Origin of the sequence: Citrobacter sp. T1.2D-1 (genome assembly GCF_950098555.1) — a bacterium.
Classification (GTDB): Bacteria; Pseudomonadota; Gammaproteobacteria; order Enterobacterales; family Enterobacteriaceae; genus Citrobacter_A; species Citrobacter_A telavivensis.
Map to the genome: position 1 here is coordinate 1 of NZ_CATNHH010000013.1, position 18610 is coordinate 18610.

Genomic DNA, 18610 nt, shown 5'->3' on the forward strand with positions numbered 1-18610 from the left:
TAGGACGCCCGCGCCCTGCGGGGCTGAAGAGTGTTTGACATTGATAGAGTCCATTAACGTTAATAAGAGGACTCTATCATCGTCAATCGTTAGTAATCGCAACAGGCGGCAGTGGCTTGACGCTTACGCTGATGATGCTTATCACTGTCAGTCATATTTCCTCTCTGGCTTTGCTGACGCCGGGCGACTTCCCTGGCGGGAACCGGGGCTGTCATGCTTCGCACCGAGCCAGCTGCGCTGTCTCTGCCCGGCCCCTCCGGGGCAGCGGGTTTCCATCCCAGGCTGTCGCAACGTCAACACCGGGCTTGCAGCGGCCGTTCCGGCCGCGCCGCCCCTGGCGCGCCGTGGCCTGCGCTTCCGGCACCCCGGCGGTGAAGCTGCCGGGCTGTAAGGCGCAACGCCGTTTCGCGTGCCGCGCTCCGTCGTTGCGGCGGGTCCCTGCTCATTGCCGTACCTGGCACCGTTCCCCCGTTTAAGTCCCTGTCGCCGGGGGCTGATACAGCCACAACCTGTCGCATTAACTGTCCAGGGTGAAATGAACAGCCCACAAAACTTTTTGCCCGCAGGCGGACAAAAACTTTTGCGTTCTGCCCCGGACAGATGCGCCATGCCGTGGCCGGTATGCCCCTTGCGGCGAAGGTTCTCAAACGGGTGAAGGTCATACCAGAGGGAACAAAACAGCAGGTTCCCGCAAACGTCAAAACCGCGGCTCCCGAAACTCAACGGGTGATGGTTTTAAAAGCAAAACAACGGATTAAGGAGATTCATCATGGCAGCACGAGGCGTTAACAAAGTCATTCTGGTCGGTCATCTGGGGCAGGACCCTGAAGTGCGTTACATGCCCAACGGGGGCGCGGTGGCAAATCTTACCCTGGCGACGTCTGAAACATGGCGTGACAAACAGGACGGGGAGATGCGCGAACACACCGAATGGCACCGTGTTGTCGTGTTTGGAAAACTCGCGGAAATCGCCAGTGAATACCTGCGCAAGGGTGCTCAGGTCTACATCGAGGGCCAGTTGCGTACCCGAAAATGGCCCGATCAGTCCGGTCAGGACAGATACACCACTGAAGTGGTGGTCAACGTGGGCGGCTCCATGCAGATGCTGGGCGGTCGCCGTGAAAGTCAGCCTCAGAGTGGTCAGCAGTTCAGCGGACAGCCGCAACAGGCGGCGCAAACCCCACCTCCGGCAGCGTCCGGCGGGGCAAAAGGTCGGGGCAGGGGCGCAAAAGGCAAAAACACCACTGCCGCGCAGCAGCCGCCAGCGCAACCCGATCCGGCGTATGACTTCGACGATAGCATACCGTTCTGAGCAGTTGGTTTTCATTAAAGCCCCGGATGGCGGGGCTGTTACAGGAGAAACAGCATGACAGACAACACGGCGGCCCCCCTGAAATCCCTGCCTGATGGCACGTTCACCCGCGAACAGGCCGAAGCGGTGGCAGCGCAGTATCAGAATGTCGCCATTGAAGACGATCAGGGGACGCACTTTCGCCTGGTGGTTCGTCAGAACGGGGAAATGGTCTGGCGTACATGGAATTTTGAACCGGGTGGCGAGTACTGGATCAACCGCTACATCCGGGATTATGGCATCCGTAACACGCAGTAAGCAGTAAGAGGTGCCCTGCCGGAGCGGTAACTCCGCAGGGCCGGACAATCATCAATATCAGAGAGGTATTAACTATGTCAGTCACCGAGTCTAATGCAAAAAAAACCAAAAAAGCCAGTCCCAAAGCGACTGCGCGCAAAGAGGGCGCACAATCAGATGTCCTGGTTACCGCACTGGATAACGCCCCCATCCGTTACACCGCCTGGTCCCGCCTTTTTATCGGGGAACTGAACTGCCGCATCATCCCGCACACGCCGGAAGAAATCAGGGGGTATGCCGACAGTATTCATGCGGTCGGGCAGATCCATAACCTTGTGGTGGTGGAATGTGACGATGGTCGGCTGGAAGTGGTATGTGGCGGCGGCCGGACAAAAGCGATCGGGCTGCTGGTCGCGGAAGGCAAGGTAGATCCTGAAAACGTCTGGATTTCTTATAAAGCGGTGCCGCGTGAACTGGCAAGGGCTGTCTCCCTCACTGAAAATGGCAGACACAAGAAAATGCACCCTGCCGAACAGGTCGCCGGATTCCGCTCACTGGCTGAAGAAGGGAAAACTCCGGCGCAAATCGGTGATTTGCTGGGCTACGGTGTGAAGCACGTCCAGCGCATGCTGAAGCTGGCAGGGCTGGCTCCGGTCATTCTTCAGGCGCTGGCTGAGGACAAAATTACCACAGAACACTGTCAGGCGCTGGCGCTGGAAGATAACACTGACCGTCAGGTGCAGGTCTATGAAGCGGCCTGTCGTGAGAGCTGGAACAATAAACCGGAAGTGCGTGTGATCCGTAACCTGATCACCGAAAGTCAGGTTCCCACTCTCAACAACAGCAAATATGCATTTGTCGGGGAAAGCGCATTCTCCGTCGAAGAAATCCGCGCTGACCTGTTCAGCGATGAGCAGGGCGGTTTTGTGGACAGACTGGCGCTGGATGCGGCCCTGCTGGAAAAACTCCAGGTGGCGGCGGAGTGCCTGAAAGAGGCCGAGGGCTGGGCATGGGCCACCGGACGCATGGAGGCGGTCAGTTATCACGGCGAGGACAGCGCGGTGTACCGTATTCAGGATGAGCCTGACGCGGTTTACACGGAGCAGGAACAGCAGCGCATGGATGAATTGCAGGATCAGTATGACGAGAACCAGACCGCCAGCGATGAAACCGACGCGATGGAGTCAGAGATGGAGGCCATTGAATGCGCGGCACAGCTTCGGGCGTGGACGCCGGAAATGCGCGCACAGTCCGGCGTGGTGGTGTCATGGAGTCACGGTGAAATCTGTGTCCAGCGCGGCGTGATGTTGCGTGAAACGTCAGAAACGGAAGAAGAACATGTTCAGGTTAAGACATATGAACGTCAGCCTGAACCAGTGGACGAAATCAGTGTTCCCCTGCTGACAAAAATGTGTGCGGAACGGACGCTGGCAGTCCAGGCGGCACTGATGCAGCAGCCGGAAAAATCCGTCGCCCTGCTGGCATGGACACTCTGCCTGAACGTGTTCGGCAGCGGCGCGTATAACCGACCCGCGCAGATCTCTCTGGACTGTAAGCATTATTCCCTGACGAATGTTGCCCCGTCCGGTAAAGAGGGCGTGGCGTTTCTGGCTCTGATGCAGGAAGGGCAACGGCTGGAAGCGCTGCTGCCGCCGCAGGGCTGGAAACAGGACTTCACCACCTTTTTTACCCTCAGCACCACAGACCTTAGCGCCCTGCTCAGTTTCTGCACGGCATGCAGTCTTGACGGTATGCAGACGCGCGGCACCGGAGGCACCACCCGCAGTCCGCTCGATACGCTGGAAACGGCCCTCGCTTTCCACCTGCGCGACTGGTGGCAGCCGACGAAAGCCGATTTCTTCACGGGCCTTAAAAAGCCGCAAATCATCGCCGCGCTGAACGAGGCCAACCTGACAGGTGCGGCGCGGGACGCAGAGAAGATGAAGAAAGACGATGCGGCTGAACTGGCAGAGGACAAAATGCGGGACACCCGCTGGGTGCCTGTCTGGATGCGCGCCCCTGATGCAGAAAAAGCCCCGTCTGATGCAGAAAACAACGTGTCTGATACCGAAAAAGGCAGTGCTGATGCACCCGATACGGCTTCTGATGCAGACAGCCACCACACCCTGCCCGATGCAGCCTGATAACGGAGGCCGCCCCTTCGGGGGCGGTGTTAAGGAGACTATAATGCGTAACATAATCACCCCCGCAGTACTGAAGACCATGATCCCCCAGGAATATGAAGACTGGCGGGACGGTGGCGAAGATTTACGCCGCGAACTGACTCATGCCGTGATGCGTGATCTGACGTGTCCCGAAGACTGGGACATGAACGGCGAGTACCGCAGCGAGTTTGGCGGTTTCTTCCCGGTACAGATCCGTTTCACGCCATCCCACGGCAATTTCAGCATCGCGGTATGCAGTCCCGGTGATATCAGCCCGTCCTGGATGGTGGTCTTTATTCCGGTCAGCGGTCGCCCGTTCTCCATTATCAGCACGCTACCCGCCTGGTCGCCGGAGGCCATCACTCATACACTCAGTCTGGTAGCCAGCCTCGATGCCGATGGTTACAGTCAGGCCAGCATTCTTAGTATCCTGGTAATGGAGGGGGCTGCATGATCCACTCATCACACGCCCTTGTCACGCTGAAGCCAGCCCGTCAGGCGGCATTACAGGCCATTATGACGGTAGAAGAGTCCCGCAACCGTGGGGCTCGTCTGCCAGCCCTGCCACATGTGCGCACCTTTTTGCGCATGCTGACAGGCAGCAGCCGGATTAACACAGCGGTGGCGCAGCGCATTCCTGGTCTGAACTGGGAGCCAAAGAACCGAATGACCAGCCTCAAACAGGTGGAAGAAGCACTCGATCGCCTGATTGCCAGCAAGGGGGAACATTGCCCGCTGCCGTTATCCACGGATGTTCTGGCCGAACTGTTCCCGGAGGTGATGCACACGCGCACGGACCGCCGGATGCAGCGCGAGAAAATTGCTTTCACCCGTAAAATGCGCCGGGAGGAAAGGGCGCTGGAACATACCTGGCTGCTGCGCCAGAACCTGCTGGGACAGGCCATGACAGAACTTAATTTTCAGTCACCGGAAACTGTCCACACCTGGTATCGGCGCTGGGCTGACGAGTTTGACGCGCGGGAGCTGGAGCGTGGGTTCTGGCAATGGCGGACGCGGTTTTCCTCGCTGAAATCGCTGGACTGGCTGCGCGACAGCGGAGAGCCGCTGTACGGCGTCATTCATGAAATCCGGTTTATCGTCAGGGATACCCCGGAACATGTGCGGCAGGCTGAACGCTGGCTGGTTCCGAACAAGCTGACGGACCGGAGCCGGGGATGAAGTGGCGCTATTCACTCAGATGGAAGTTACCGCGCACGCCGTGTCCGGGTCCGCATGAACTGGTATCTGAAGTCGTGGAGGCTGGTCAGCAGGCGCCCGAGTCCGTGATGTCGCGATGGGTGGCTGGCGCGGGATATGCGGTATGCGTGGATTTTCTGGATGAGAGACAGGTCAGACGCTGGAGCGATGAACGGAAAGCTGCCGTCCGCAGGCGAAATCTGGAACGCCGTGTAAACCGTATCGCGCCGTTGTTTGCTGATGAACTCATCGAGCGTGAACTGGAGAACCGCCCGGATTATTTTCGCGGAAAATCAGCGTGGTAATGCTGCATACCTGGTCAGTCAGTATCGTGGGCGGTATAATGGCGATGGCTCTTGAGGCTTTTAGCCTCATGACGTAAAGGTGGTTTGTTGCCGTGTTGTGTGGCAGAAAGCCCCGTAGTTAATTTTCATTAACCCATGAGGCCACCTTATGCCTAGACAACATCAGGATAGCCTCTTAGATGCCGCAAGGCAAAGAAGGCCATGAAACTGCCACGAAGTACGCTAAGTAGCTAACCCCCGCCATTCAGGGGCTGATGATGTCTGACATGCCCAAAGCGCCTTTATGAAGGGATTGCCGGTTCGCTGGCAGTCCCTTTTTCCTCTTCTGGTGCAACCGCATTCATGAATAACCAGGATGAAAAGTCCCCTGCGGAGCTGGGCGGCAACGTCTTCTGACCGACCTGGGTGTTTTGGCGGGAAGCCACAGCGCTGATCCCGAATATTGTTACCTTTCCCTGAATTCGCTATCCCTTCAGCGCGGGTTTATGAACGCCGCCTGATAAAGAGCTGCGAGGCGCTCATTGTCTCCCTCTGAGTCCTGCCGACCCGGTCAGCGTCTGGATCCTGTTTACAATCCTCTCTTTAGAGGTTTTCCGGTGTTCAAAGTAGGGGAGTGCTGCTGCGAGAGACAGCGTTATGGTCGCCAGCTCTACGACCCGTGTAACCTTTTCTGACTTTTCATAAACTTTCCATGTACGCAGGCTGACCCCCAGCTCTTCGGCCGCCCTGTCACTGCTCCAGTTCATTCCTTTTCGCCATAAGCGCAGTTCGTAACCAGTCATTTTTCATACCTGAATAAGTGCAGAATTTGCACTTATTTTAGATTTATTATTTCCAAAATGCACACATAAGAAAAGTGCAGATTCTGCACTTTTTTATATTCTTGTTTTAGTCGATTTTTGATGATAAATGACGACGAAATGTCTGTCCTCCTGACGAACATCCGGGCACCTTCGGCTCCCCGTCGCTGCCGTGTCGTCGCCTGCACTTCGCGTGGTGGCCGCATGGTCACCGCGCTATGCGGAGCCGCATGCGTCTCCGTCCATTCGGATAGCAAGCGATGCCTGTACCCCACCCGCTTGCAGCTGCCGTTCCGTCAGCGCCGCTTCCACTGACCGCCACGGCGGTCGCCAGAGAACGCCGGATTAACCGGCATCTTCTGCCGTCCAGTCCGTTTCTGCCGTGAAAGCCTCTCATTACTTATGCACTCTGACAGAGCGCCTCCGTTCAGCAAGGGCCGCTCGCGCTTTCCGGTCAGATTTTTTCTCGCAGGCTCCAAATAATCTGTCCTCCACCCTTGTTTTCCATCGCCGCCCTGTCAGGGCACTGGCGTAATGAGGGAATTTCACTCATTGCCTGAAAACGGAAAAGTGCGACGGCAGAAGATGCCGGAATACAGGCAATAAAAAAGCAGCGTGAGTGCCATATCTGTTTACACAGGCTGCTGTAACAGTTCGTTATCACAATGACTCTGAGGAGACACTATGAAAGACCCGTTAATCGTCACCTGTTGCGAATATTTTGTAAAGGAACGAGCTAAAACCTGTCACCCACTGAAAATCCCCGAAACACTGAAGCCTGACGCTATTATGCCGCATCTGAAAAAGCCGGGTGCATCGCTGGTTCGTTGTAGACGTGTTCAGAAGCCCGTCCATATATCCGCTCTTAACGTGGCTGAACGGGAGCTCGTCCAGAGTATGCTGGAACTTTTCCGCGTGTATGCCTGATAACCACCGCCCAGCAGCGGGGCGGCATTCAATAACACACTGCCGGAATATGTTCCGGCACACTTCTGCAAGGAACGTAACATGCCTCACTACATCCCCCGCGCGCCTCATGGCGTCACCTGTATCCGACTGGATAACGGTGATGAAGCTCTCTATGTGAACGGAGAACTGATTTCCACCTGCTACGCCAGTGAACCTCACCCGCGTATTATTGCATCAGGAGTTAATCTTTCGGCGGTACTTAATCTGCCATTTCAACAGATCAATGCTAAGGTTCCTGATGTCCCTGAATGGACGTGGGAAAACGTTATCACTTCGCTGGGATGGGGTGAACGCATTGAGTTGAGTAACAGAGTGATACGTTCTGTACTGGAATGTAGTCTTAGTCATATTACGCGACGGGACAGCGATATTCTGAGCGAACTATGCCACACAGAGTACGAAAGCGAATGGATCCATGAATCCGATCTGGGTTACATCATCCGTGTTGATGCCATCAGCTATCCGCTTCTGGTACTGAAGCGACATGGTATTTCAAAAGCGGCAAGAATGCTGATTTACACAGCTATGATAAAGGCTGATATCAGTATGGTTCATTTTACATCATGGGGAGAAATGCTGGCAGACGTGCCGACGTTTAACTGGTAAATAATATTTCATCATGCTGAAAGCCTGGCTGAAAATTGATTTCAGCCAGATAAAAATTACATAAGTGCATCATGTATTCAGCGTGCAAATATTACTTCGCTTCTGTGGATGCAGAACTTATGGCTGATTTGCGCTTTTTACGTGCTGATTTGTTCTTTTCGGCATCACGGACGATTTCACGAAGCGCCCTTTCACTGATTTCATATCCCGTTGTTTTTAAAGTCTCCCTGATATCAGAGACCGTGTAACCTTTCGTTTTAACCAGAGCTAAAAGATCATCACGGATTGCATCGAGAAACTCCTTTTGTGATTTACGCTGTGGTGTCAGATCCGGCAATCCTGCCAGCGCAGATTTTGCCTGTTCGATATCTTCATCTGAATAAAATGCCTTCTTACTCATCTTCATTCCTCTTTGAGAATATTGTCATCCAAATCATAACATTGCCTGCATGAAAGTGGCAGTGCCCCGCACTGCCGATGCCGTCAAATCGCCACTAGGCGAAACTATCAGCGAAGCGTATAATGATTTTAAAGACGGGACAGGATGTGTGTTTGTAATACCGCGCACGCACGATATTACAAACACCACCTGGTCAGGGCTCCGCCCCGACACCCGAGTAAGGAGCACGCATGAGCGACAAAGCATCACGAAGGGGAAGTGATAAACGGCAGAAAACCGTTATCAAGACCCTGAGATTCACGCCAGATGAAATCGAAGAGATTGAACAGAAAGCAGAAGCGGTTGGGCAAAGCGTATCGGCTTATATCCGAAACGCCGCAATGAACAGAAAGGTTACTCCGGTCATCGATGACAGCTTTATGACGGAGTTACTGAGGCTGGGGAGACTGCAAAAGCATCTTTTTGTTGAAGGGAAGCGAGTGGGGGATAAAGAATACTCCACGGTCCTTGTAGCAATAACAGAACTGTCCACCACGCTCAGAAAAAAGCTGATGAGCAACGATTAACGCGGAGAGAAGAAGAGCATCATGATCGCCGTCATTCCACCGAAACGTAAAGATGGCAAGTCCTCATTTGTGGACCTGGTCTCCTATGTTTCCGTGCGTGATGAAGAACGGGATGATGATCTAATGGAAGCGGTGAAAGCATCCGGAATGAAACCGGAAATGCCGCACCGCAGCCGTTTTTCCCGTCTTGTGGATTACGCCACAAAACTGCGGGATGAGTCCTTTGTCTCCCTGGTTGATGTAATGCCGGACGGCGGTGAGTGGGTAAATTTCTATGGGGTGACATGCTTTCATAACTGCACGTCCATCGAAACCGCCGCAGAAGAGATGGAGTTTATTGCGCAGAAAGCCAGGTATGCGCATGACAACAGCGATCCGGTTTTCCATTATCTTCTTTCATGGCAATCACACGAAAGTCCGCGTCCTGAACAAGTTTATGACTCAGTCAGACATTCACTGAAAAGACTGGGTATGAGCGACCACCAGTTCGTTGCTGCGATACATACGGACACAGATAATCTTCATGTCCACGTTGCAGTGAACCGTGTTCATCCTGAAACCGGCTATCTTAACTGGCTTTCCTACAGCCAGGAAAAACTCCATAAGGCCTGCCGAGAACTGGAGCTGAAGCATGGTTTCTCGCCTGATAATGGTTGCTATGTGATCGCGCCTGATAATCGTATCATTCGCCGTACTTCTGTTGAACGCGATCGTCAAAGTGCCTGGACTCGGGGGCGTAACCAGAGTCTGAAAGAGTACATTGCCGACACGACAATTGCCGGTTTACGCGAATCCCCTGTGACCGACTGGTCCTCTCTCCATCAGCGCTTTGCGAAAGAAGGTTTGTTCCTGTCAGCGGATAACGGTGAGCTTAAAGTAAAGGATGGCTGGAACAGTGAACGGCCTGGCGTTACGCTTTCTACATTTGGTCACGCCTTCGATACCGATAAACTTATTCGTAAAATGGGTGAGTTTATTCCACCTGCACAGGATATTTTCGCGCAAGTTCCGGCTGTTGGTCGTTACGAACCAGACAAGGTTATTGTGCCGTCGCGTCCTGAACGTATGACAGAGAAAGAATCCTTATCCGACTATGCGATCGCCCGTTTACGCGCGCCGTTGATTGCACTTGATCAGGACCCGTCGCAGCGAACTATACAGTCTGTACATACGCTTCTGGCACAGTCTGGTCTGTATCTGAAAGAACAACATGACCGACTGGTTATCTGTGATGGATATGATCCAACCCGAACACCAGTCAGGGCAGAACGTGTGTGGCCTGCGCTAACGAAAGCGATCCTTGACTCGTATAAAGGTGGCTGGCAGCCGGTACCGAAAGACATTTTCCGGCAGGTGACACCCACAGAACAATTCACCGGCGGCGGTCTGGAAGCTACTCCGGTTTCCGATCGGGAATGGCGTAAATTGCGCACAGGTTCAGGTCCGCAGGGGGCGCTGAAACGTGAGATTTTCTCGGATAAGGAAAGCCTGTGGGGATACGCAATCTCACACTGCCGTCAGGAAATTGAGACGCTTATCGGAACAGGTCAGTTCACCTGGGAACGTTGTCATGAACAGTTTGCACGACAGGGGCTGTTGCTGATGCGGGAGCATCAGGGACTGGTTGTGATGGATGCGTACAATCATGAGCAGACGCCGGTGAAGGCGAGCCATGTGCATCCGGATCTGACGCTTGCGCGGGCAGAGCCTCATGCCGGCGCATTCAGGCCTGTTCCTGCAGATATCTTCAAACGGGTTCCACCAGAAAGCCGGTATAACCCGGAGCTGGCCGTCAGCGACAGGGATATACCGGGCATGAAACGCGACCCTGAACTGCGTCGCCAGCGGCGCGAAGCGCGCGCAGCTGCGCGTGAAGATCTGAAAGCGCGTTATGCGGCGTGGCGTGCAAACTGGCGTAAGCCGGATCTGCGCGGTCGTGAACGCTACCAGGATATTCATGAGATGTGCCGCCGGCGTAAGGCGTATATCCGGGCGCAGTACCGTGATCCGTTGATCCGTAAGCTGCATTACCATATTGCGGAAGTGCAGCGCATGCAAGCGCTGATTAAACTGAAAGAGACGATGAAGGATGAGCGTTTACAGCTGATCGGTGAAGGGAAATGGTATCCGCCGTCGTACCGGCAGTGGGTGGAGGTGGAAGCCCTGAAAGGGGACAAGGCTGCGATATCGCAGCTGAGGGGATGGGATTACCGCGATCGCCGGGGCGACGCAGTGAAAGTGACCACAGATAAACGTTGCGTGGTGATCTGTGAGCCTGGTGGTACGCCAGTTTATGCCGGTGTTCCGGGGCTTAAGGCCGCGTTGCAGAAAAATGGCCGCGTGCAGTTCCGCGATGAAGAAACCGGGGAACATATCTGCACGGACTATGGCGATCGGGTGATATTCGGGAACAGTCGTGATTACGACACGCTGAAACGGAATATGGTTAAGGTGTCCCCGATTTTGTTCAGCCGTTCTCCGGACGTGGCAATGTCACCACAGGGCGACAATGAGCAGTTTAACCAGGCGTTTGCGAAAATGGTGGCCTGGCACAATGTTAACCGACAGGATGGTGATGAATACCGGATATCGAGAGCCGATATCGACAGGTTGCGTGTTGAAAGCGAACAACAGTTTATGGGTATGTCGGGCCAGGGTAATGATTCCCGGTATGATCGGGATGAACCGAAGCAGACCTGGAAGCCACCATCGCCTCTCTAGCATGGCGGTGAAATGGTATCTAGTTAATAACGCTGGTCCACGTACCGTCAGACGCCGGGGGATGGTATCTGAGCCATGAGGTGTGCTATTATTGCTTAAAAGTTGCCCTGTCAGTCAAAGAATGGGCATGCATACACCTTGATTTGGACTCCGTCCATCAGGAGGTACTATGAAAAAAGCTGTTAAACAAAATCCTAAGGCCAGAAGCACCAGTCGTGAAGACATGTTTCTTATGGCTGCGGCTGTGCGGGCGTTGCGTGTTCCCGTTTCTGAAATTCCGGCTAAAGAGCGTAAAGCGTCTCAGGTTTGATTCATAATGACAGGGAGCGTTTTCCATCGGCAGTCCACTTCAGAAGAGGGGCATCAACTTGTCTTTGATGTTGATGCCTTGCTCGCATTATCACCAGATACCTTGCCCGGATTTCAGAAGGCTTATTCAGCATTCATTGATTACAAGACTGAAAGTGCTGACCTCGGCAACATTCCTGCTCCGGAAAATCACATACAGATGGAGTATGCGTCTGTAGTTGATCTTTTTGGTAAAGATAAACCTAACCATTTCCCCAAACCTGGCGCAAAAAAAGAAAAACTGCATCATGTGCACGTTTTTGATGGGAAAACGGATCAGGAATTGGATGCCTGGGTTAGCAAGGCGCAGTCACGCAGGGTTTGCGACACATTGTTGTTTTACTCTTACTTTGAGTTTCAGGGAATTCATCACTTTTTCATCCTCCAGTTTGTGTTAGATCCCGATGGCCATGATTTCCAGAACGAAGACGGAAACATGAAAAATCTGGTCGAACGAGCCAGCGCTTACCGAGCAGGCATACTCTCAGGACAGATATAAAAGGCGATTAACTACCTCTATCCGATCTCTTTTAGGTGAATTGTGTCCGGACTCAGAAACAAAAAAGGCCGCATCATGCGGCCTTTTTATTACTTTACTGATACTCGGGGTGTCGCGTTCTTTCATCCGGTGCTGGTATTCACGTCGCCCCGAAATACGTACTGCCAACGGTTTATTTATCCTGCCAGCGCAACAAATTATTCTTTGCTAATTAAAAGTTGGGTGGAAGGTCGAGCTGGAAGGTGTTGTCTTTGTTGTTGTCTGGAGAACGCACGTTTACCGGAGGGATTTCGAGTCTGATATAGTCAGCAATGGGTTCTATCCCCGGTATATCTTCCGGAGAGCTGGCGGTAATAATGAGTTTTATCCTTTTTCCCCAGGTATACTCTGCAAACTTTTTGAGACTTTCCTTATTAAATAGAAAAGCATCATCAATTATTAACGCACTTTTTTTATCGTGTGCTACCTCGGTTGATAAAATATAGCGATTTTGATGATCACGCTCTGTTGGTTTAATGAATGTGTGATTCCTTAGACAGTTTTCGGCTAATAATGTTTTTCCAGTCCCTGGCTCACCTATAATAACGGCTATCTTTCCTGAGCGAAGAATTCTGTTTATTTTATTTTTCTTTTTTAAATTTCTGAGAACAAATTCAGGAGCAGAAATTGTAGCTACACCTGAGTTATGCATTTTGTTGGGCATTTTTATTTCCTTGTTAATAAATGGATGATATCGGTCATCAGTTATGCAAACCGTACAGGCGCTCCACCAACGTTAACAGAATGGCAAGTGACCATGCTGATAACAGCATGTTCTTCAGCATGATAATGATGGCGTCCGGGGAGGCTGATGATAATTCAGCGGGTACGGATAACAGACGCTCATTACCGGTCAGCAGTATGATTACCGATATGGTGGCCAGCAGCGCCGCTGGCAGATGCGTAATGCTCCTGAAAACAACAGCCAGCATAAAACCGGTAATTACCTGGATACCGTGGAACAGTTTTTTATTGCAGGGGACTGACTGGATATAACGGGTCATGGTTTCTCCTTAATTATTAAGATGGCGCAGGCGTTCTGCCCCGCCAGGCAAGGGTTACGGATATTCAGTGACGAAAGGTCTGGTGAGTTGCAGTGCGCCAGAAAGTTGCTAAAAAGGGCCACAGCCAAAATGGTAGGTCGTAGCGTTGTTTCACCTTTTGAGAAAAGCGTACCGTGAGGACGTAAGCTGACTTAGTTCATACTCAGCCTGCTGACATCCGTCTGTCCACTCCTGCTCATTAATGCTGGCAGCCATAGCGCGTACTGATACGGCCACATCCGCATAATTTGCTGAATGCCACTCACGGTGCTCCAGCCCATGGACAGTGAATTCATAGCCAGCCCAGTACGCAATGATGGTACTGTTCTGACTTTCCGGAAGTGAACCGAATACCCGAAGATATGCGGCGGTCATCACCAGCTCACTTTCCAGATGGATCAGCCACCGGAGTTCCTCTGAGCAACCTTCACGTCTGTTAGATTTCATTGCATCCTTCCTCACTCTCAGGGTATGGAAGTTACTGTCTGTATTTGTTGTTCAGCCCCTGCCAAAAACCAGGGAGTTGGGACGGTTGAAAGCCCGGAGGAGCCACCAGGGATTCTGTACCTGATCCCGGGCGTGTATACCTGCGGCATGGTGGCTGATGGCCATAACGACCGTGTCTGTTGTCACCCAGCGATATGCGGTGATGATGTCGTGGTAATCAAGAAGCTCACGTCTGATCCTGTCAATGTGCATCTTCCGCTCACTGCTGTAGTCAGACGGAATGCTGATAAAAATGGCGGGACGCTGTTGTACCGCTATCCATTCCACGACATCAACTGCGTCGAGGTAGCGGCCACATTGCTGGAAAATACGGCCGTTATAACCGAAACGGGCCACCACGCCGGGTTCCAGATCGCGGGACTGGCCGGTTTCCGGCATTCCCTTTACTTTCTGCAGGGCGTCAACCTGAGACTGGGTGATGGTAACGTCAGGGCGTCGGGAGAGGTCAAAACCGTGGGTGGAAACATAATACTGATCGTTATTTTTATATACCCAGGACGGTTTGAGGTATTCATCCGTGATGAGCCGGGCCTGCTTCATGGCTTCTTTTTTCGAGGCATGACCGTTTTTGTCACTGAATGCGCGCTGCAGGAGGCGGCTTTCAATTATGTCCCGCTGTTCCTCTTCTGTCAGATCCACGGTGTGCGTTTGCGTGGTGGTGACGTTTGCCGTGGCTTCTGTTCGGTGTCCTTTAAAAAACTGTTCCGGTGACAGAACCGACAAATCAGCCAGCGGGCTGTCTGTCTCCGGGATAACCGGCTCATCCGGCGTCAGCGACAGTGCGTCATCGGTAAGTGATGTGGCATAAAGTGAAAAACCTAGCCAGGCCGCCCGGGTGATTTCAGAGGCATACTGTCCGCACTCATCGCGTAAGACAGAGAATCCCCATTGTAATATGTGTTGCTCAAAACCAGACCGTCGGTCTTCTGCAGGTGGAATGTCGACTATAGTGTTAAAAAAATGCATCTGTACCTCGCAGTAATACCGTGGTGTTTCGTGCCGCCGGTAGTGTGTGAAAAATGACACAGAGTGATGGTTGTTAAAGGTGCATATCATCTTTGATGTGCGTTATTATTCCGCACTCTCCAGCGGATGCAAATCATTTTTGATATAAAAAAGAGAGGGGAGTATCCTGCTTCGGAATGCGACAGGAGGGGACATGCCCAAAAAGACAGAGGCCGGTGAGCAGTACATCAGAGCCGCAACGGATGCCATCAAAAATGCAGGTTCGCTCCGGGAACTGTATGTGGCCATTCATGGTACTGAGCCAGGAAGATCGGAACTGCAGCGTTTTGCTAACCGCCTTAACCCGTCACGATCTAATCCTGGTACCGATATGCTTGGCGTTTGCGTGGCGCATCTGCCATCCCTGCATGATGTCACTCTGAAAGAATTTTTCGGTATAACGGAAAACGTGGAAAGTGACGGTGCGCAGCAGGTGTCTGGTTAACTGCGCCGTGCGCCTGATTTCTTCAGTTTCTCCGGTGTTACCACCATTCTGAAGCGAACATCTGCCGGAACGGCTGGCGGCATCCAGCCGTTATCCGGTCTTTTGGGTAACACAACAGTGCACAATGTGGTCTTTTATTACTTCAACGAGAGCCGGGGTTGTCGCTCCCATTCAGCATGATTGCCTTTCAGTATGCACCTGTACTGTGAAGCACCGCGTGTAATATCCAGTCCGACCGTATAGATCTTCTCTCCATCAGTGCAGGTGAATATTTTTTGCTGATTGCTGGCCAGCGTACTGGCAATCAACTCAAGCTGGCTGTTCATCAGCCGGAGCTGATTTGTCGCTTCCGTGTCAGAGACCGGCTGAATGGCCATTGCCAGTGTAGGGACGCAAAGCAGGGGAGCTAAAAGTAATTTTTTCATGGAATGATCCTGTTTAACCCGTTAAGAGGATTGTGAACGAGGGAGAACGCGCGGAAATATCCGGACCGACGTCAGTCTGTAAACCAGCTTTCAAAGTCCGAATGTGTGGTGGGGTGGTCTGATGTTGCGATACAGACATCACCATAACCACCATCATGAGATGCGGCATAGCGTGCTACTGCTATCGCATCATTAAGGGAGTCCAGAACAGCGATGACCTTTTCATCATTGTCTGTCTGACTGACGCAGTAGTTTGCATTACGCGGCAAAGCCGTCTGTATAAAGACATAGCCTGCAGAGTCATCCGGCGAGCCATACAATCGCCTGAACGTCATGTTATGGCGTTCAATGTTCTTGTCACCGGCAGGGTATTTTTCCTCAGCTTTCCTGAAATGTCGTTCATACCTGATGCGGTCATCACTGCCGGTCTGCACTGCATCAACCCATCCACCCGGAAGCAGTTCTTCTCCCATTACGTTGATGGACGAGAGGACGTCAGCGCAGGAGAGTGATAAGTCAGATATATCGCTGGCGTGTTCCCATCCCAGTTCCCAGGCGACCAGTTCTGCATCTGAAGCGGTCAGTATCCCCCATCGATGTTCCGCCAGGAGACAGAGCATCTGGCTTTCGAATGCGATAAGGACGCAAAGTTGCTCATAATCCGACGTTCCTGTTTTTATGGTCGGTACTGTCATTCAGGCCACTCCATTTGGTTCAGGGGCGGGGGAGCTTGTACCGGGGGCTCATCATTCCTTTTCCTGACAACGGGAACATGGGTGACCGGAGGCAGCGTCAGATTTTTAAGAAGAGCGTTGGGGGCTGGCGCGTCATCTTCCCGGGAAGGCGCGGAAGATTCGGGCCGGTTGAGCATGACATAGCGAATGGTGCGTTCGGCCATGGTGGTGGTACGGATGGTATCCAGCGCCTCTTCCCACAGATTTTTTTCACGCCCCGCGAAATCCATGTCAAAGTCTGTCAGCAGGTTATGCGCCTCCTGACGGTTGGCCAGCCGCTGCTGGAAGGTGTCGATCACTTTCCAGGGCATTGTGTCTGTCTTTTTACGCCGACGGGAGGTTTTCTCAGTGAGCACACCGATGATCCGGCTGACATTCTCCGGTGTTGGCAGACGACGCTGTGCCGTCCGGGGAACCAGTCTGCGCAGTCGTTCCAGCTTTGGTGGATTCACAGTGATATAGCGGTTGATGACCAGCGGAATGTTGCAGCTCTTCTCCTCCGGACTGATATAGAACGAGGCTCCCGGGACCGGGTCACCCTGAAACACCGTGTAGTGTTCACCGGGCTGCAGCTTCATCAGATCCTGAACGTTGATTTTGTTCTCCATCTGGATATTGATGTGGTCGCCATCAATCCATGACGTCCCGATAACGCCATCACGCCGCTGCAGGTTGAGCATGCTGGCCCTGGCCTCCTTGCCTGCAGCGTTACTGATGGTCTGCGCAGTTTTGTCCTCACTGACGATCTTCCCTGCGATCTTTGTGCCGGCGTTCTGCATCAGCGTGGCGACATTGGCTGCAGACGTCTGAGTTTCAATACGCTCCTGGTCCTGTGCCATCATGACCAGCGCGAATTCCAGTGAACGTACCTGAGTGGCCTGAACGGCAATACGTTCCGTGTAGAAAGCACCGACTTCGTCCAGGTAATTCATGTAGGGGAATTGGCCTTTGTACTTTGTTATCTCGAGCGCTTCGGTGTCCAGCCCTTCCAACCGGTACCCGAGGTCGCGGGCCAGGATCATGCTCTGCTGGGTGACAAACATACGCCCCAGTGCGGAGGTGGTGTGCTGGGAAGTGTTCATGGCCGGGATCAGCGTCAGCAGGATACGGTCGCTGTGAATGGAGTCGCGGATATCGATATCCCCCGCATCTTCCGCAAAGATATCGCCAAAAGTTTCCGTGAAGGTGCTGAATGTCTCAAGAAACTGACCGGTCAGATAGGAGTGCTGTTTGCGTGGTTCTTCCGTCCAGGCCGATGGTGTGCGGACCAGCGCCATATCAAATCCCGGCACATCCACCAGGTAATTATGCAGTGGAGAGACAGCTTCTTCCGGCCACTGGTCATCCACGGCACGGCAGTAGAGTTCGGCCAGTTTCTCCAGCGGCATGAACTCGCGCAGCAGCTGCAGTGACATGGTTTTGTTTTCCCGCACGCACCAGTATTTGGTGCCGAAAACCAGCGCCTTGTTCATGGCGATGGCCCGGGACTGCCACTCGCCCCCCTGAACATTGGTGGGCAACATGGACTGCATGGTTTCGGCAATAAAGGCCTCGGTGCTGAGGCCGAACGGGTTAAAGGTATTGGACTGCGGCCGGCTTTTATCTCCCTTGTGGATTATCTCACTGCGTGACATCCCGCCAGTCATGAAGTTAATGAATTCCACATCGTCTTCGCGGCCAAAGCGGAGAGCCAGATACCAGACCGTCCTTGCCGTGTCGTTCTGCGCCTTGCCATCGACAAAGGTGAATCCCCGGCCCCAGCAGAATGAATTCAGCATCCAGGCGTAGATTGTCTCGGTTTTCCCGCCGCCTGTCCCGGCGAAGAACATGACGTGCCGGGTCAGGTCATCGAGAGAGAGCCAGAGCTCACGCCCGGTGTCACGAAGCCGTTGGTACCCGAGATAAAATATTCCACGACCGGTGCTTTCCTGCAGGGTTTCATACTGAAACAGGGAAGGGAAGGCTTTAAACAGGCTGCGGCGCACCTTCCTGTCTTCCGACGGATCCACCCGGTGAAGGTACAGGGGTATACGCATCGGCATGCGCCAGCGGTGGGTGCTGAAGCTGATGCTGGCAACGATGGCCAGCAGCAGGCACAGCGGAATGGACAGCGGCCAGATGAAACCGGCCACCATGCTGCCCGCCATGATGACGGCATACAACAGATGATCACGCAGTAGCTCAATCAGCGGGGAGCCCCAGGCGTTCCGGTTTATCATCGCCTGGTTAACGGGAGTGTTCTGCATTG

Annotated in this window: 21 protein-coding genes; 13 read left to right on the forward strand and 8 right to left on the reverse strand. The window is 53.1% G+C overall.

All coding sequences use genetic code 11. From position 1 onward, the window contains the following. Positions 1-769 precede the first annotated feature (769 nt). From QQZ17_RS13635 to QQZ17_RS13675, 8 genes are all read left to right on the forward strand, one after another. On the forward strand, positions 770-1312 hold the full coding sequence (locus QQZ17_RS13635; protein ID WP_048242259.1) for a single-stranded DNA-binding protein: 543 nt from the start codon (positions 770-772) through the stop codon (positions 1310-1312). 54 nt (positions 1313-1366) lie between these two features. Next, positions 1367-1609 (forward strand): DUF905 domain-containing protein, encoded by a 243-nt coding sequence (locus tag QQZ17_RS13640; RefSeq protein WP_048242258.1) that lies wholly within the window; start codon positions 1367-1369, stop codon positions 1607-1609. Positions 1610-1683: 74 nt separating this feature from the next. Further along, positions 1684-3732: a ParB/RepB/Spo0J family partition protein gene (locus QQZ17_RS13645; protein ID WP_048242256.1), complete on the forward strand. Its 2049-nt coding sequence runs from the start codon at positions 1684-1686 to the stop codon at positions 3730-3732. Between the two features lie 40 nt (positions 3733-3772). Next, the gene (psiB, locus tag QQZ17_RS13650; RefSeq protein ID WP_152400188.1) at positions 3773-4207 is read left to right on the forward strand and encodes a conjugation system SOS inhibitor PsiB; all 435 of its coding nucleotides are present in this window, start codon (positions 3773-3775) and stop codon (positions 4205-4207) included. Continuing rightward, positions 4204-4932 (forward strand): plasmid SOS inhibition protein A, encoded by a 729-nt coding sequence (locus tag QQZ17_RS13655; RefSeq protein ID WP_048242252.1) that lies wholly within the window; start codon positions 4204-4206, stop codon positions 4930-4932. The genes psiB and QQZ17_RS13655 overlap by 4 nt, the downstream gene beginning before the upstream one ends. Continuing rightward, positions 4929-5255 (forward strand): theronine dehydrogenase, encoded by a 327-nt coding sequence (locus tag QQZ17_RS13660; protein ID WP_048242250.1) that lies wholly within the window; start codon positions 4929-4931, stop codon positions 5253-5255. The genes QQZ17_RS13655 and QQZ17_RS13660 overlap by 4 nt, the downstream gene beginning before the upstream one ends. Positions 5256-6739: 1484 nt before the next feature. Continuing rightward, a complete protein-coding gene (locus QQZ17_RS13670) occupies positions 6740-6982 on the forward strand; it encodes a hypothetical protein (RefSeq protein WP_048242248.1) in 243 nt (80 codons plus the stop codon). 81 nt (positions 6983-7063) lie between these two features. After that, positions 7064-7630 (forward strand): DUF5983 family protein, encoded by a 567-nt coding sequence (locus tag QQZ17_RS13675; RefSeq protein ID WP_053071112.1) that lies wholly within the window; start codon positions 7064-7066, stop codon positions 7628-7630. 91 nt (positions 7631-7721) lie between these two features. Here QQZ17_RS13675 and QQZ17_RS13680 read toward each other — a convergent pair whose 3' ends face one another. Beyond that, a complete protein-coding gene (locus QQZ17_RS13680) occupies positions 7722-8030 on the reverse strand; it encodes a hypothetical protein (RefSeq protein ID WP_048242247.1) in 309 nt (102 codons plus the stop codon). A gap of 230 nt (positions 8031-8260) precedes the next feature. On the opposite strand from QQZ17_RS13680, the gene mobA reads away from it, so the two are divergent. The 4 genes from mobA to QQZ17_RS13700 all read left to right on the forward strand — a co-directional run bounded on the left by mobA (position 8261) and on the right by QQZ17_RS13700 (position 12164). After that, positions 8261-8596, forward strand: coding sequence for a plasmid mobilization protein MobA (gene mobA, locus QQZ17_RS13685; RefSeq protein WP_048242246.1), 336 nt, complete (start codon positions 8261-8263; stop codon positions 8594-8596). 21 nt (positions 8597-8617) lie between these two features. Beyond that, positions 8618-11317, forward strand: a complete 2700-nt coding sequence (locus QQZ17_RS13690) for a relaxase/mobilization nuclease domain-containing protein (RefSeq protein ID WP_048242245.1) — start codon at positions 8618-8620, stop codon at positions 11315-11317. Between the two features lie 169 nt (positions 11318-11486). Continuing rightward, the gene (locus QQZ17_RS13695; RefSeq protein ID WP_172740680.1) at positions 11487-11627 is read left to right on the forward strand and encodes a hypothetical protein; all 141 of its coding nucleotides are present in this window, start codon (positions 11487-11489) and stop codon (positions 11625-11627) included. A 6-nt stretch (positions 11628-11633) separates the two neighbouring features. After that, positions 11634-12164: a type II toxin-antitoxin system YafO family toxin gene (locus QQZ17_RS13700; RefSeq protein ID WP_048242244.1), complete on the forward strand. Its 531-nt coding sequence runs from the start codon at positions 11634-11636 to the stop codon at positions 12162-12164. Positions 12165-12375: 211 nt separating this feature from the next. On the opposite strand, the gene QQZ17_RS13705 is transcribed toward QQZ17_RS13700, so the two are convergent. The 4 genes from QQZ17_RS13705 to QQZ17_RS13720 form a co-directional block, all read right to left on the reverse strand. Then, complete coding sequence (locus QQZ17_RS13705; RefSeq protein WP_152400174.1) at positions 12376-12867, reverse strand: nSTAND3 domain-containing NTPase; 492 nt, start codon at positions 12865-12867, stop codon at positions 12376-12378. 37 nt (positions 12868-12904) lie between these two features. After that, entirely contained in the window at positions 12905-13207 is a 303-nt protein-coding gene (locus QQZ17_RS13710) for a hypothetical protein (RefSeq protein ID WP_048242243.1), read from the reverse strand. Positions 13208-13357: 150 nt separating this feature from the next. Next, positions 13358-13693: a hypothetical protein gene (locus QQZ17_RS13715; protein WP_048242242.1), complete on the reverse strand. Its 336-nt coding sequence runs from the start codon at positions 13691-13693 to the stop codon at positions 13358-13360. A 51-nt stretch (positions 13694-13744) separates the two neighbouring features. Then, on the reverse strand, positions 13745-14719 hold the full coding sequence (locus tag QQZ17_RS13720) for a hypothetical protein (RefSeq protein WP_152400177.1): 975 nt from the start codon (positions 14717-14719) through the stop codon (positions 13745-13747). A gap of 193 nt (positions 14720-14912) precedes the next feature. Between QQZ17_RS13720 and QQZ17_RS13725 the strand changes: the two genes are divergently transcribed. Continuing rightward, the gene (locus QQZ17_RS13725) at positions 14913-15203 is read left to right on the forward strand and encodes a hypothetical protein (protein WP_048242238.1); all 291 of its coding nucleotides are present in this window, start codon (positions 14913-14915) and stop codon (positions 15201-15203) included. A 137-nt stretch (positions 15204-15340) separates the two neighbouring features. Here QQZ17_RS13725 and QQZ17_RS13730 read toward each other — a convergent pair whose 3' ends face one another. The 3 genes from QQZ17_RS13730 to trbC all read right to left on the reverse strand — a co-directional run bounded on the left by QQZ17_RS13730 (position 15341) and on the right by trbC (position 18608). Next, the gene (locus QQZ17_RS13730; protein WP_048242237.1) at positions 15341-15628 is read right to left on the reverse strand and encodes a hypothetical protein; all 288 of its coding nucleotides are present in this window, start codon (positions 15626-15628) and stop codon (positions 15341-15343) included. Between the two features lie 71 nt (positions 15629-15699). After that, on the reverse strand, positions 15700-16323 hold the full coding sequence (locus tag QQZ17_RS13735; protein WP_048242235.1) for a hypothetical protein: 624 nt from the start codon (positions 16321-16323) through the stop codon (positions 15700-15702). Next, positions 16320-18608 carry an F-type conjugative transfer protein TrbC gene (gene trbC / locus QQZ17_RS13740; RefSeq protein WP_048242233.1) on the reverse strand — a complete coding sequence of 763 codons (2289 nt, stop codon included), beginning with the start codon at positions 18606-18608 and terminating at the stop codon, positions 16320-16322. The genes QQZ17_RS13735 and trbC overlap by 4 nt, the downstream gene beginning before the upstream one ends. Between the last annotated feature and the right edge of the window lie 2 nt (positions 18609-18610).